Here is a 12,792-nt window from a genome sequence, read left to right on the forward strand (position 1 = left end):
TACCCTTGGCGCTGACATGTCCAGACCCAAGTGCGGCTATGGGACGCATTTCGTTACGTTATCCGACCAAGGTCTGAACGACCAAGGTCGGGGGGCGTCTCGACCAAGGTCGCCCTTCAATTACCGCCCCTTCGGCCTGATCCTCTGTCTCACCGCTGCCCACCCGGAATAGCAAAAAAGGGCAAACAAAAAGCGGGGAGGTTCACATGCGATATACCCTGATCGGCCTGACCTCTGCGGTCGGGCTGGCGCTGGCGGCTGGCCCCGTCAGCGCGCAACAGACCGCGCCGTCTGAGGCGGCGGCGCTCGAACAGAGACTGGCGGCGATGGAGGGCGAGCTGAGCCGCCTGCGCGCCGAACTGGCCGGGCTGAAGGCCGAAAAGGCCACGCCGTCCGCCCCGGCCCAATCCGCCCAAACCCAACCCGCCCAAGCTACCGGGCCCGCCTTACGCTTTGGCGGTTTTCTCAAGACCAATGCCTTGTTCAGCCGGTACGATTCCGGCGATCTGGCCACTGGATCGCTGGGGCGCGACTTCTACCTGCCGGCGTACATCCCCGTGGGGGGGACGCGCGAACACAGAGACGCCGATTTTATCGCCAAACAGACGCGCCTGACGGTGTCGATGGACAGCGGTTCGGGCTTAAGCGGCTATGTCGAGGCCGATTTCCAGACCACGCCCGGCGGTGGCAGCGAACGGACCACCAACGGCTATAATCTGGCGCTGCGTCGCGCCTACATCACCTATGGCCGCTGGCTGTTCGGGCAGGACTGGACGACGTTTCAGAACGTCGCCGCCCTGCCGGAAAGCACGGACTTTGTCGGCCCCACCGAAGGCACGGTCTTCGTGCGCCAACCGCAGGTGCGCTATACGCTGCCGCTGGGGGCGGGCTACAGTCTGGCCGTGGCGCTGGAAAACCCCGAAACGGCGTCGATTACGCCCACCGCCGCGACCCTGATCGAAAACGACGACGACCGCCTGCCCGATGTTACGGCGCGCCTCAGTCTTAAAAAGCCCTATGGCGATTTCGCGGTGGCCGTTCTGGCGCGACAACTGGCCGTCGATAATGGCGCGGTCGGGGCCACGGCATCGGGCTACGGGCTCAGCCTGTCGGGCAAGGTGCCGTTCGGGACGAAGGCGCCCCATGATCTGCGCTTTATGCTGACCGGCGGGGAAGGGATCGGGCGCTATGTCGGGCTCAACTTCGCGCCTGATGTCGTCTATGCCGGGACGCCGGGCGCGAAGATGGAAACGGTCGGCGTCACCTCAGGTTTTGCGGCGGTGAAACTGGGCTGGACGCCGCGCCTGCGTTCGACCTTCGCCGCCTCGTTCCTGAGCGCCGACTATCCGGCAGGCAGCCCCGCTCTGGCGTCGAAATCGGCGCAAAGTCTGGCCGCCAACCTGTTTTTCACACCGGTCAGGGGGCTCGATTTCGGTATCGAACTGCGTACCGGTAAACGCGAACTGCTGAATGGGCAGAGCGGGCGGCTGGACCGCCTCGAACTGGCAGCGAAATACGCCTATTGAGTGCGGGCGCATTGACCCCGGCCCGCGGCGGTGCTTAGGCTCACCCCTTCGTTTTTGCCTGAGTACCCGCATGGCCGCTTCTGCCTCCGCCTCCGTTCCGTCTGTTACAGGCCTGTCTTCTGGCCTGTCCTCCGGTTTGACCAGTAACCACTGGCTGATCGGCATAGGCGGCATTCTCACCCTGCTGCTGATCGCGTTTCTGGTGTCGGCCGATCGTAAGGCCATTCGGTTGCGCATGGTGGCGTGTGCCTTTGCGCTTCAGGTGCTGATCGGCGTGCTGGTCCTGCACACGAGCTGGGGCAAGGCGGGGGTGCAGGCCATCGCGCACGGCGTCGAAGCCCTGATGGGCTATTCCAAAGGCGCCATTGACATGCTGTTCGGCGGGCTGGTCAATGTGCCGGGCGGGGCGGGTTTTGCCATTAATGTGCTGCCGGTGATCGTCTTTTTCGCCGCGCTGGCTTCGGTGCTTTATTACCTGAAAATCATGCAGTTGATCATCAAGGTGATTGGCGGGGGCTTAGGCTTTATCATCGGCATCAGCCGCGTTGAGGCGCTGGCGGCGGCGGCCAATGTGCTGGTCGGGCAAAGCGAATCGCCGCTGGTCGTGCGGCCCTATCTGGCGGGCCTGAGCAAGGCACAACTGTTTGCCATCATGGCGTCTGGCATGGCCGGTGTCGCGGGCACGATTCTGGCCGCCTATGCGCAGATCGGCATCAAGATCGACTACCTGCTGGCCGCCAGCTTCATGTCGGCCCCCGGCGGGTTGCTGATGGCCAAGATCATCATTCCCGATCCCAAAGGGGCGGTGATCCATTCGCCCGAACCGATCATGGAAGACGCTGACCACCACCCCAAAAGCCTGCTGGCCGCCATCTCCGACGGCGTGCAGGACGGCCTGAAGATCGCCATTTCGGTGGGCGGCATGGTGCTGGCCTTTGTGGCCCTGATCGCGCTGGTCAACGGCATTCTGGGCGGCATAGGCGGCCTGTTTGGTTACCCGGACCTGACGCTTCAGGGGATGCTGGGCCTTGTCTTTGCACCGGTCATGTTTCTGATCAATATTCCGTGGAACGAGGCCGTGGCGGCCGGCGGCCTGTTCGGCGAAAAGCTGATCATGAACGAATTTGTCGCCTATCTGCACCTGATGGAAGAGGGCGGGCAGTTGTCGGCGCGTTCAACCGCCATAATGAGCTTTGCCCTGTGCGGCTTCGCCAATCTGTCGTCCATCGCCATCCAACTGGCGGTGATCGGCGGTCTGGCCCCCAATCAGCGCGATTTGATCGTCAAGCTGGGGCCGAGGGCGCTTCTGGCAGCCACTCTGGCCAATCTGATGAACGCGGCGATAGCGGGACTTTTGCTGTTCAGCTAAATTGAATCAATTATTGATTCGGATGTAAACATACGCCCGGTCTGAGGCGATAGCGAGCGTGCCAGTCACCGGGATCGAGGTGACTGAAGAGTCCCGTCTTTATGCCGGACAAGGTTCGCAGCATTTCCTGCTTCATCCACGGCATCCGACACATCAGCCCGAAGGTGCGGTCGCGCACCCAAGGGGCCAGGGTCTGGTCGGACTGAAAGAATGGGGTCATCCAGCGGCTGGCGATCTGATAGAAGGTCAGATGCGCCTTGCGTGCCCGACTGTAGGCCGCAATGGCATCCTCAGGGGTCGCGCTGCGCGACAGGGCCTCGCTGAGGATCAGGGCGTCGCACAGGCCCAGATTGGCCCCTTGCCCCAGTTGCGGGCTGATCGGATGGGCAGCGTCGCCGGTAAAGACCAGACGCCCGCCGTACCAGCGCTTCATCACCCGGTGGCCGTATTCGGCAAAGGTCAGTTGATCGAAGTCCGTGAACTGCGCCACAAAAGGCGCCATCTGGGGCCAATAATGAGTGACACGTTCCTGCCATGCCGCCAGTCCGTCGGCGCGCACCCTCACATTATCGCGGGCGGGCAGGCTCCAGAAAAAAGCCATGTGCGGCTGTGGGTCGGTTGGGGTTTGCCCCAGCGGCAGTGTACCGATCATGACCCGCGCGGCGTCATAACGTTGCAGGAGGTGGTCTTTGCTGAAGCCCTCCAGATCGTGAACCACTCCCCACAGGGCGGCATAGGGGTAAGGCGTGTCGTGGGCAATAGCGCCGCGGGGCGAGTTTCGAATGGCGTCCACTGGCGTCGATAATCAGATCAAACGGCCCGGCGTCGCGGCCATCCGCCAGACTCAGCGACAGCTTGCCATCGGCGTGGGTGCGCGTCTCCACGGCATCGCATCCGGTGTGGATGGGAACGCCAAGCGAAACGACGTGATCGTACAGAACCTGAAACAGGCTGGCGCGATGGGTGCCCAGACCGAACAGGTGCGGGGCCAGACTGCGGTAGTCCAGATCGAATATCACTGTCCCGCGCTGGGTCTCCCCATAGAGGTGGTGCACCGGCGCGCTCAGAGCGATCAGCTTTTCATCCAGCCCCAGACGCGCCAGAACCGCCAGCCCGGACGGTTGCAGCAGAAGGCCCGCCCCCAGCGGACGTGGCGTTTCGAAGCGTTCGAACACATCGACCGCATGGCCATCGGCCTTCAGAAACCCGGCGAGAGCCAGACCCGTGGTGCCTGCCCCGACTATGGCGGTTTTATAAATGGACCGTAAGAGCGGCATCACACCAGAAGTTTATCTGTATTATCATCCCCGGCAGGTTTCTTAGCACGAAGCCCCTGATGTGCATAATGGTACGATGATGATGCGCCCTGTTTTAAGTTTGTTCCCGGTTTTGGCCTCGCTGTCACTGATCGCCTGTTCGCCCAAGACCGACACTTCTACCCCCACCGAAGCGGAGGCCTCGGCCTCCAGCGCTGCCTCGACCAGCGCGTCGAAAGCCGCCGATGTTGCCGCCGGCTATGTCGGGCGCTGGACCGGGCCCGAAGGCACATCGCTTGAGGTCGTGGCGCGACAACACGATTACGAGGTGACGCTGAGCGGTAAGAACACACCGGGCGTCTTTACGGGGACGGTCAATGGCAGTGCCATGCAGATCGAGCGCAACGGCGAAACCCTGCTCATCCGCCATACGACCGGGGCCAAAACCGGCGTCAAATATCTAGCGGACAAGCTGGATTGCGTCTCCGTCTCGAACGGCGAAGGCTATTGCCGGGATTAATTTCCATACCTGTATTGTGGAAATGAGGGTGATCGGTTAGGCAGGGCGCGATTGAAACTAACAAGGAGCCCCGCCATGTCCGATGAAGAACTGATCGTAAAGGACGCCAATGGCGCGCGTCTGGCGGATGGCGACAACGTCACCCTGATCAAGGATCTTAAGGTTAAAGGGTCGGGCGGTGTGACGCTGAAGCGCGGCACGCTGATCAAGAATATCCGCCTGACCTATGACGAAGACGAGATTGAGTGCAACCACGAGAAGGTACGCGGCCTTGTCCTGCGCACCGAGTTCGTCAAAAAGGCCTGATCGCTCGTTTGTGATAGACTGGGCGTGAACGTAATCCCTCTGACGAGCGTATAAAAAGCGTTCAAGCAAGGGGAAGTCACATGGCCCGTACCATCACCTCTATAGACTCGGTCAGTACCGGTCGTGTGCCAGCGGCCGGTTGGCTGCTGTTGCTGCTCGGTCTGGCGCAGATTTTCAGCGGCCAGGTGCCGGAATGGCTGGGCGTCGGCCGCAGCGTTGCCGAACAGTCGGCCCTGACCTCTCACCCTCTGGTGCCACTGGGGCCGGCCTTTGCCATCTGGGGCGTTATCTATCTGTGGGCGCTGGTCGGCGCGGTGTGGGCCATCCGTCACGCCGACACTGAAGCGCTGCGGGTTGCCTGGCCGCATACGGCGGTGATCTGGCTGCTCAATACGGTGTGGTCGATCTGGGTGCCCATCCACGGCATCGACTGGGTGAGCTTTGGCATCATCAGCGTGTCGCTCACCACAGGCCTCACCGGGCTGATGCGCCTGAAACGGCTGAGCCTCAGCAAGAGCGAAACGGGCTTTGTCGTGGCCCCGCTGGCTCTGGTCACCGGCTGGATTTCGGCGGCGACTGTGGTCAACTTCACCTCGGCACTGGTGGCGGGAGGCCTTACGCCCGATCCGCGTCAGGTCATGGTCTCTCTGGGCTTTCTGCTGGGCCTGATCGCCTTTGCAGGCATTATGCTGCGCCTGACGCGCTCGCGCATCTATGCCGTGCCGCTGGTCTGGGCGCTGGGCTGGATCGCTGCGGCCAATGTGCAGCGTCAGGACGAGCCGCTGATGGCCTTTACGGCGGTCATCGGCATCGGCCTGTTGCTGGCTCTGGCCCTGACCGTTAGGCGGCGGATCGCCTGAGGCCGAACAGGGGCCGCAGCCGGGGCACGGCGCGAACAATCAGATAGGTCAGAACGCAGCCCGCGACCGTGATCACTATCAGGAGCGCGAACTCCAACCCAATGGGCAGGTTGAATTTTGCCAGATGATAGGCCGCGACGACGATCAGGGTCTGATGCACAATATAGAAGGGAAAGACGGCTTCGGTTAACGTGCGACGCAGAGGACCATCTGCGGCGGACAGGTGCTGACGGGCGAAGCCGAGCAGAGCCAGAATGGCGAACCACGCCTGCGCCTCACGCGCGCCACGCAGCACGAACAGGGCCCACGGGGGCAGTTCGCCGCCGGACCACAGGCTCATCGGCATGAAGACCGCATAGGCGACAACGGCTACGCACAGCCACAGCCAGCGCCAGCGACGGGTCGTTTCAAACACCGCGTCTGAGCGCCCAACCATAGCCCCCAGCAGGAACAGAAAGCCGTAAAGGGCATGGAGATAATAGTCGTCCGTCAGAGCATGGGTGTCGCCAAACACAGGGAAAAGGGTGGCGCGCAGTCCCCAAAGTACCAGCCAGGGCCCAAGCACGAATGTCCATAAGGGCCATTCCCCTTTGATCCGCTTCAGCAGCGTCCAGATCAGGGCCAGAACCACCGAATAGACCAATAGATAAGCGACGAACCACATATGGTTCCAGGTCGGCACGCGCAGGCAGTCTTCGCCATCGCACCAGCCGCTGTAGCCACTGATATATTTGAGATAAAATGCGCGGTAACTATCGGTGTAAGCCGGAATTTGTCCCAGACGCACCGCGTCCAACAGCTCATAATAGGCTTGTGGCGGAACGATCACGAAGATGGCAAAGACCAGCGGCCAGAACAGACGATGAAAACGTGACAGGGCAAAGCCCCGGGCGGACATCTTGTCGAGCATGAAGCGCGCCCCGACCCCTGAAATAAAGAACAGAAGGTCCAGCCGCCACGGGTTGGTTAGCAGCATCAGCTTTTCCGCCCAGTCTGAGGCGCGCGGACTTTTGACGTGCCAGTCCCAGGTCACGTAGAACATACCGATATGATAAAAGATCAGCAGACCGAAGGCGATGATACGCAGCCAGTCGAGATCGTAACGGCGGGTAAGAGGAGCGGATGTCATATGGTGTTTCCCCGAAAACTGTGCCACGCTTAAGCTTAAGACCTAGGGTAGGGCCACGCCTAAGCCTTGAGCGGACAAACGATTGGGACGGACGGGGAACGGCCTGTGACAAGCGGGGAAGCAGCAGGGACGAGCGGTGAGGGTGGAACGTTCCTTGATCGATTGAGCCGAATATATATCGCGGTTGCTTTTTTGGTGGGGTTAAGTTGCGCCGTGAATATCGGTTCGGTGCTGATCGAAAATCCGCCGGATGAGCGTCATTTTAAATTCTGGGAGCCCATTGTCTGGGAAACGAGCAGCGCGGTGATGACGCTGGGCGGGCTGTGGGCTTGGGTGTTGATCTATTATCGCTTCCCACTGGCCCGGGTCGGGCGATGGCGCTTTGTCGCCGTGCAACTGGCCGGATTTCTCGGCTATACGCTGTCGCATGTCGGTGGCATGGTCGCCTTGCGTGAACTGGCCTACGCGCTGGATGGACGCGACTACGATTTCAGTCAGGGGGACCTGTGGCTGCGCGTCATTTATGAGGGGCGTAAAGACGCGCTCGGCTACCTGTTGATGCTGGCCATTATCTGGGTGGAGGATCGATTCAGCCGCCAGATGCACGTCGCGCCCGCCGCCCGGCGCAAGCTGGAAATCCGTGACGGCGGGCGCACGGTGTTTGTCGATCCGGCGGAGGTCCTGTGGATCGAAGCCGCCGGTAACTATGTCGAGGTGCATACGACGGACAAGATGTGGTTGACGCGGGGCGTCTTGTCGGCTTGGGAAGCACAAGTGAGCATGGAAGGGTTTTTACGGATCCACCGCTCCCGGCTGGTCAATCGCCAGCATATACAGACCATCGAGCCGCTGCCGTCCGGAGACGTCCGTATTCGTCTGACCGACGGACGTCAGATCATCGGCAGCCGGCGCTATAAGGCGGCACTTTAAAAAACAGCCCCGTCAGGCGAACTGACGGGGCTGTAGGCGCTGTTTATCTGTTGCTTTTCAGCGCCGCCCGGACACCCTCGGCGTAGTCCGGGTGGATGCGTTCGAAGTGGGTGAGGGCGCGCTCGATGATGACGTCGGGCACGCCGGCCATGGAGGCGGCGATGTTGGCAAACAGCCGCTCTTTCTGAGCGTCATCGAACAGGTTGAACAGGGCGCGCGGCTGGCTGTAGTCGTCATTGCCCTCGCGGTGGTCGTAGCGGTCGGCGTCGCCTGAGATGCGCAAAGGCGGTTCGCGGTATTGCGGCGCTTCACTGGGGCCGCCAAAGCTGTTGGGCTCGTAATAGGCGTCCGGGTTCGACTGGAAATTGTCGAAAAAGCGCATCGAACCGTCGCGGTGATAATGGTTCACCGGGCATTTCGGCGCATTGACCGGCAGGGCCTCATAGTGCGTCCCCAGACGGTAGCGGTGGGCGTCGGCATAGGCAAACAGCCGCGCCTGCAACACCTTGTCCGGCGAAAAACCGATGCCGGGCACGATGTTCGATGGCGAAAAGGCCGCCTGCTCGATCTCCGCGAAATAGTTGGAGGCGTTGCGGTTCAGCTCGATCACACCGACGTCGATCAGCGGGTAATCGCTGTGTGGCCACACCTTGGTCAGGTCGAAGGGGTTGTAGGGCGTGGTGTCGGCCTCCAGTTCCGGCATGATCTGCACCTTGACGTCCCACTTCGGGTACTGATGCGCTTCGATGGCCCCGAACAGGGCCTCCTGATAGGTTTCGCGCGACTGCCCGATCACGTCGGCAGCCTGGACGTTGGTGTAGTGAGCGTGGCCCTGACGGGTCTTGAAGTGGAACTTGACCCAGAAGCGCTCGTTGTCGGCATTGAGGAAGCTGTAGGTGTGCGAACCGAAGCCGTCCATGTGCATGGGATCGGTGGGGATACCGCGATCGGACATCAGGATAGTCACCTGATGCAGGGCTTCGGGCGACAGGGACCAGAAGTCCCAGGCGGCGGTCGAGGAACGCAGGTTGGTGCGCGGGTGGCGCTTCTGCGTATGGATGAAGTCCGGGAATTTCAGCGGGTCGCGGATGAAGAAGACCGGCGTATTGTTGCCGACGAGGTCCCAGTTGCCTTCTGAGGTGTAGAATTTGAGGGCAAAGCCGCGCACATCACGCTCGGCATCGGCGGCGCCCAGTTCTCCGGCCACGGTCGAAAAGCGCGCCAGCAGCGGTGTGGTGGCCCCCAGCGCGAAGACCTTGGCGCGGGTGTATTTTGAGATGTCGTGCGTGACGGTGAAGGTGCCGAACGCGCCCCAGCCCTTGGCGTGGACGACGCGCTCCGGGATACGCTCACGGTTCTGATGCGCCAGCTTTTCGATGAGTTGATAGTCCTGCATCAGCAGCGGCCCGCGCGGCCCGGCGCTCAGGCTGTTCTGATTGTCCGCCACCGGCGCGCCCGCTGTGGTGGTCATGATTTTACCGTGCATAACGGGGCACTTGCTCTCGCTCATCGTCTTGTCTTTCCTAAGCCTTTTGCCCTCTGTGGGACGTAGGGCGACTATGGCGAAGCTACGAGAATAAATGAAATAGATAGTCTTTGAATTTTGGATAAAGAGAATTTTTTCAAGAGCGGCGCCCTGCTGACGGGAACTGGCAGGATAGATGCGGTGAATGGCAACCTCGCCACTGGACGTGGAATCGTTTTCGCCGCAAGAGACGGGACGCTTGTTCGATGCGTTGCATACATCCTCCCCTGCGAAGTGGGGGAATTTGAGGTATTTATGTCTGTTGCCAGCCTGATCCGTCTGTTGTCTCTGGCCGCCATTTGGGGCGGTTCGTTCCTGTTCATGCGCCTGAGTGTCGGGGCGCTCGGGCCGGTATGGCTGATCGCGATCCGCGTCCTGCTGGCGGCGGTGTTTCTGACCGGTGTGGGCGTAGCGACGCGCAAAGCGTTGCAGATCAAAGGCTTTTATAAGTATTTCCTGATCCTTGGCCTGTTCAATTCGGCCGTGCCCTTTTTATTGTTCGCCTTTGCCGCCAAGACCCTGCCGGCGTCGATGCTGTCCATTCTCAATGCGCAGGCGCCCCTGTTCGGCGTGATCCTGTCGGCCGTGATGTCACGCGCATGGCCGCCTGTGAAGGTGATGGCCGGTCTGGCGCTCGGCGTTGCCGGGGTGAGCGTACTGGTCGGGCTTGATGCCGCGCATCTTAACGCGCAAAGCCTGCTGGCCATTGGCGCAGGGATGCTGGCCGCGCTGTGCTACGCCATTGCCTCGGTCTATGCGCGTCACGCGCCGCGCACACCCGATCCGTTGTCCAATGCCCACGGCGGCATGTGGGCTTCGGTCGTGCTGATTGCGCCCTTCGTACCGGTCTTTGCCCCCTCAACAGCGCAACTGGTGACGCTGACGCCTGTGGTCGCCGCCGGTGTTGTGGCGCTGGGCGTCGTGTGCAGCGGCATCGCCTACATGATCTATTTCCGCCTGATCAATGACATAGGCGCGGCCCCCGCCCTGACCGTCACCTTCCTGATCCCGGTCTTTGGCACGCTGTGGGGCTGGCTGTTCCTGCACGAGGCTGTGGGCCTGAGCACGCTGATCGGCGGGGCGCTGGTGCTGTGGGGCACGGCGCTGGTGGTCGGGTTCGACCCGCGCGCCCTGTTTAGAGCGAAATGATTTCCCTTGGAATCATTCCGCTCAAGCCGCCATTGAGGCGGCGGTCAATGTGGCGAAGCCCGCACCCGGCGAGGAGCTAAACAAAAACCTCAGGCGACCTTGGAATAGCGGTTCGGCGCTTCGGATTGTCGCGCATAGGTGTCGAAGGCGCAGGCGACATTGCGCGCCAGCATCTTCAGCGGCGAATGGAAGCGCACACGGCGGTCTTCGACGCTCACCAGACCCGCCGCCACAAAGTCGGACAGCCCGGCAATGTCGGCATCAAGATAGTCCGCCGCATAGCCATGGCGTTCCAGAATGGCCGGGATATCGGCTTCGAAATAGCACATCAGGTCGCTGATCACCGCCTTGCGCAGCGTGTCATCGCCCTGATAGGCCCAGCCGCGCACCGTGGCCCAGTCGCCGGCCACAAGGCGGTTCTGATATGTGGTCGATTGCGGGATATTCTGCATGATGCCGCCGTCCAGTTCCCCGATGGACGAGGCCCCCAGCCCCAGCAGATAGTCATTGGGCAGGGTCGAATAGCCCATAAAGTTGCGGCGCAGCGTACGCGCCTCAAACGCGCGCGACATCTCATCGTCGGGCTTGGCGAAGTGGTCGATGCCGATGGCGCGATAGCCGTGCGACGTCAGATAGTCCGACAAACGCAGGAACATGGCCACCTTCTCTTCGGTGCCGGGCAGACGGGCTTCGTCGATGAGGGTCTGGTGCTTCTTCACCCACGGCACATGGGCGTAAGAAAAGGCCGAGATGCGGTAGGGGTCCAGTTCGGACACGTGGGCGAGGGTGGTGTCAAGGCTGTTCAAAGTCTGCCCCGGCAGGCCATAGACCAGATCAATGCCGATGCGATTGAGGCCATTGTCGCGCAGGTGGCCCATCACCGTCTTGACCTGCTCCAGCGGCTGGATGCGGTTGATGGCGGCCTGCACAACGGGATCGGTGTCCTGAATGCCGAGAGACACGCGGTTGAAGCCGAAGGCCGCATAGGCCTTGATCTTGCTGAGCGTAACGCGGCGCGGGTCCAGTTCGATGGCGATTTCGGCGTCGGGCCGCAGGTCGAAGGCCTCATGCAGGGCCTCAAAAAGGCGTCCCATATCGGCGGGTTTGAGCATGGAGGGCGAGCCCCCGCCGAAGTGCACGCTATGCACCGCCGGGCGGAAGCCCAGATGCGCACCGACCATCTGAATTTCGGCGACCAGCGCCCCGACATAGGCCTCGACTGGCGCGTATTTCAGCGTCGCGCGCGTATTGCAGCCGCAGAAATGGCACATCTGCTCACAAAACGGGATGTGCAGATAGAGCGCAATGGGCTGATCCGGACGCAGGGACGACAGCCAGCCCTTATAGGTGTCCGGCGTCAGGGCCCCGAAATGATGCGCCGATGGATAAGAGGTGTAGCGCGGGGCCTCACGCCCCATAAAGCGCATCACATCGTGCTCTTGCCAGGATTTCTCTGGCCACGATTTTTGAGCGAACGACGGCGTGGGAAATGAGGTGTCGGGCATGAGCAGCGTCCTGAAGCGGTACGCTCTGCTCTTACGCCCGTTTACCCTCAGGCTTTATGTGGTCTTTCGTCGCACATCCGCCATTGCCGCACCCCAAAGGGCAGATTTACGGCAGTTTGGCGCTCTCCATCGTCGCCAGCACGTCATTCAGGCTGGCGTCGTAATAGTGTTCGGCCGGGGCGATATAGACGATGTAATAGCCCAGCCCGCCCTTGGAGGCGGCCTGCGCCACGCCGCGCACGTTCAGGCCCTCAGCCGTCTTGGCCGTAATGTCGAAACGCACGGCGCGCTGACCGTTCAGATCGACCGGTTTGGGGGCCGAAGCCTCGACCTTCTGATAATCGAGGGCCGCCAGCGAGTTGGTGACAAACTCGATCTGTTCCGGATAGGACATGTTGGCCTTGCCACGCGGGGCCGGGGCGTTTTTGTTATCGCCCTTGACCGGGTGGACCATCAGCGGGTCGGCGGCGCTCAGCCCTTCGGAAACAAACAGGCGGTTGAGGCCGGGCCCGTCGATCGACAGGATTTTGACCTTCTTGGCGCGGCTGTAATAGAGCGGCGAGATGTCGGACCAGTCGCGGCTGAGGCTGACGCTGTATCCTGTGCCGACGGCCAGCGCCCCCTTAGGGGCCAGCGTCGCGCCGCCACAACCGGCCAGAAGCGCGGCCGCCAATGTGGCGGCAGCGATGGTTTTCAGAGCGGTGAATTTACGCATGA

The 12,792-nt window shown here is 61.6% G+C and carries 13 protein-coding genes; 7 read left to right on the top strand and 6 right to left on the bottom strand.

All coding sequences use genetic code 11. From position 1 onward, the window contains the following. Positions 1–206: 206 nt before the first annotated feature. Both ACK8OE_RS09175 and ACK8OE_RS09180 read left to right on the top strand, forming a co-directional pair. The gene (locus ACK8OE_RS09175) at positions 207–1,526 is read left to right on the top strand and encodes a DcaP family trimeric outer membrane transporter (protein WP_410272281.1); all 1,320 of its coding nucleotides are present in this window, start codon (positions 207–209) and stop codon (positions 1,524–1,526) included. A gap of 70 nt (positions 1,527–1,596) precedes the next feature. Next, the gene (locus ACK8OE_RS09180; protein WP_410272282.1) at positions 1,597–2,895 is read left to right on the top strand and encodes a NupC/NupG family nucleoside CNT transporter; all 1,299 of its coding nucleotides are present in this window, start codon (positions 1,597–1,599) and stop codon (positions 2,893–2,895) included. Between the two features lie 10 nt (positions 2,896–2,905). On the opposite strand, the gene ACK8OE_RS09185 is transcribed toward ACK8OE_RS09180, so the two are convergent. Together ACK8OE_RS09185 and ACK8OE_RS09190 are read right to left on the bottom strand one after the other, a co-directional pair. Continuing rightward, entirely contained in the window at positions 2,906–3,613 is a 708-nt protein-coding gene (locus ACK8OE_RS09185) for an FAD-dependent oxidoreductase (protein ID WP_410272283.1), read from the bottom strand. Next, positions 3,561–4,172: an FAD-dependent oxidoreductase gene (locus tag ACK8OE_RS09190; protein WP_410272284.1), complete on the bottom strand. Its 612-nt coding sequence runs from the start codon at positions 4,170–4,172 to the stop codon at positions 3,561–3,563. Before ACK8OE_RS09190 ends, ACK8OE_RS09185 begins: the two co-directional genes overlap by 53 nt. A 76-nt stretch (positions 4,173–4,248) precedes the next feature. Here ACK8OE_RS09190 and ACK8OE_RS09195 point away from each other — a divergent pair, with 76 nt between their 5' ends. The 3 genes from ACK8OE_RS09195 to ACK8OE_RS09205 all read left to right on the top strand — a co-directional run bounded on the left by ACK8OE_RS09195 (position 4,249) and on the right by ACK8OE_RS09205 (position 5,837). Continuing rightward, positions 4,249–4,671 carry a hypothetical protein gene (locus ACK8OE_RS09195; protein WP_410272285.1) on the top strand — a complete coding sequence of 141 codons (423 nt, stop codon included), beginning with the start codon at positions 4,249–4,251 and terminating at the stop codon, positions 4,669–4,671. Positions 4,672–4,746: 75 nt separating this feature from the next. Continuing rightward, positions 4,747–4,977 (top strand): alkylphosphonate utilization protein, encoded by a 231-nt coding sequence (locus tag ACK8OE_RS09200; protein ID WP_013478955.1) that lies wholly within the window; start codon positions 4,747–4,749, stop codon positions 4,975–4,977. An 80-nt stretch (positions 4,978–5,057) separates the two neighbouring features. Beyond that, on the top strand, positions 5,058–5,837 hold the full coding sequence (locus ACK8OE_RS09205) for a hypothetical protein (protein WP_410272286.1): 780 nt from the start codon (positions 5,058–5,060) through the stop codon (positions 5,835–5,837). Here ACK8OE_RS09205 and ACK8OE_RS09210 read toward each other — a convergent pair. Next, on the bottom strand, positions 5,818–6,966 hold the full coding sequence (locus tag ACK8OE_RS09210; protein WP_410272287.1) for an acyltransferase family protein: 1,149 nt from the start codon (positions 6,964–6,966) through the stop codon (positions 5,818–5,820). The genes ACK8OE_RS09205 and ACK8OE_RS09210 overlap by 20 nt on opposite strands. Positions 6,967–7,179: 213 nt before the next feature. Here ACK8OE_RS09210 and ACK8OE_RS09215 point away from each other — a divergent pair, with 213 nt between their 5' ends. Next, the gene (locus ACK8OE_RS09215; protein WP_410272288.1) at positions 7,180–7,896 is read left to right on the top strand and encodes a LytTR family DNA-binding domain-containing protein; all 717 of its coding nucleotides are present in this window, start codon (positions 7,180–7,182) and stop codon (positions 7,894–7,896) included. Between the two features lie 43 nt (positions 7,897–7,939). On the opposite strand, the gene ACK8OE_RS09220 is transcribed toward ACK8OE_RS09215, so the two are convergent. Beyond that, entirely contained in the window at positions 7,940–9,406 is a 1,467-nt protein-coding gene (locus ACK8OE_RS09220; RefSeq protein ID WP_410272289.1) for a catalase, read from the bottom strand. A gap of 270 nt (positions 9,407–9,676) precedes the next feature. Between ACK8OE_RS09220 and ACK8OE_RS09225 the strand changes: the two genes are divergently transcribed. Next, complete coding sequence (locus ACK8OE_RS09225; protein ID WP_410272290.1) at positions 9,677–10,570, top strand: DMT family transporter; 894 nt, start codon at positions 9,677–9,679, stop codon at positions 10,568–10,570. An 89-nt stretch (positions 10,571–10,659) separates the two neighbouring features. Here the strand turns inward: ACK8OE_RS09225 and hemN are convergent, their stop codons facing one another. Together hemN and ACK8OE_RS09235 are read right to left on the bottom strand one after the other, a co-directional pair. Next, on the bottom strand, positions 10,660–12,075 hold the full coding sequence (hemN, locus tag ACK8OE_RS09230) for an oxygen-independent coproporphyrinogen III oxidase (RefSeq protein ID WP_410272291.1): 1,416 nt from the start codon (positions 12,073–12,075) through the stop codon (positions 10,660–10,662). A 106-nt stretch (positions 12,076–12,181) separates the two neighbouring features. After that, positions 12,182–12,790: a hypothetical protein gene (locus ACK8OE_RS09235; protein ID WP_410272292.1), complete on the bottom strand. Its 609-nt coding sequence runs from the start codon at positions 12,788–12,790 to the stop codon at positions 12,182–12,184. Between the last annotated feature and the right edge of the window lie 2 nt (positions 12,791–12,792).

The sequence above is a fragment of the Asticcacaulis sp. W401b genome, assembly GCF_046503825.1.
GTDB lineage: Bacteria > Pseudomonadota > Alphaproteobacteria > Caulobacterales > Caulobacteraceae > Asticcacaulis.

Excerpts from the sequence above, each read along its gene's own strand:
- hemN (WP_410272291.1), bottom strand. The coding sequence starts at position 12,075 with ATGCCCGACACCTCATTTCCCACGCCGTCGTTCGCTCAAAAATCGTGG.
- ACK8OE_RS09175 (WP_410272281.1), top strand. The coding sequence starts at position 207 with ATGCGATATACCCTGATCGGCCTGACCTCTGCGGTCGGGCTGGCGCTG.
- ACK8OE_RS09180 (WP_410272282.1), top strand. The coding sequence starts at position 1,597 with ATGGCCGCTTCTGCCTCCGCCTCCGTTCCGTCTGTTACAGGCCTGTCT.
- ACK8OE_RS09205 (WP_410272286.1), top strand. The coding sequence starts at position 5,058 with ATGGCCCGTACCATCACCTCTATAGACTCGGTCAGTACCGGTCGTGTG.
- ACK8OE_RS09200 (WP_013478955.1), top strand. The coding sequence starts at position 4,747 with ATGTCCGATGAAGAACTGATCGTAAAGGACGCCAATGGCGCGCGTCTG.
- ACK8OE_RS09220 (WP_410272289.1), bottom strand. The coding sequence starts at position 9,406 with ATGAGCGAGAGCAAGTGCCCCGTTATGCACGGTAAAATCATGACCACC.
- ACK8OE_RS09210 (WP_410272287.1), bottom strand. The coding sequence starts at position 6,966 with ATGACATCCGCTCCTCTTACCCGCCGTTACGATCTCGACTGGCTGCGT.
- ACK8OE_RS09195 (WP_410272285.1), top strand. The coding sequence starts at position 4,249 with ATGATGATGCGCCCTGTTTTAAGTTTGTTCCCGGTTTTGGCCTCGCTG.
- ACK8OE_RS09225 (WP_410272290.1), top strand. The coding sequence starts at position 9,677 with ATGTCTGTTGCCAGCCTGATCCGTCTGTTGTCTCTGGCCGCCATTTGG.
- ACK8OE_RS09190 (WP_410272284.1), bottom strand. The coding sequence starts at position 4,172 with ATGCCGCTCTTACGGTCCATTTATAAAACCGCCATAGTCGGGGCAGGC.
- ACK8OE_RS09235 (WP_410272292.1), bottom strand. The coding sequence starts at position 12,790 with ATGCGTAAATTCACCGCTCTGAAAACCATCGCTGCCGCCACATTGGCG.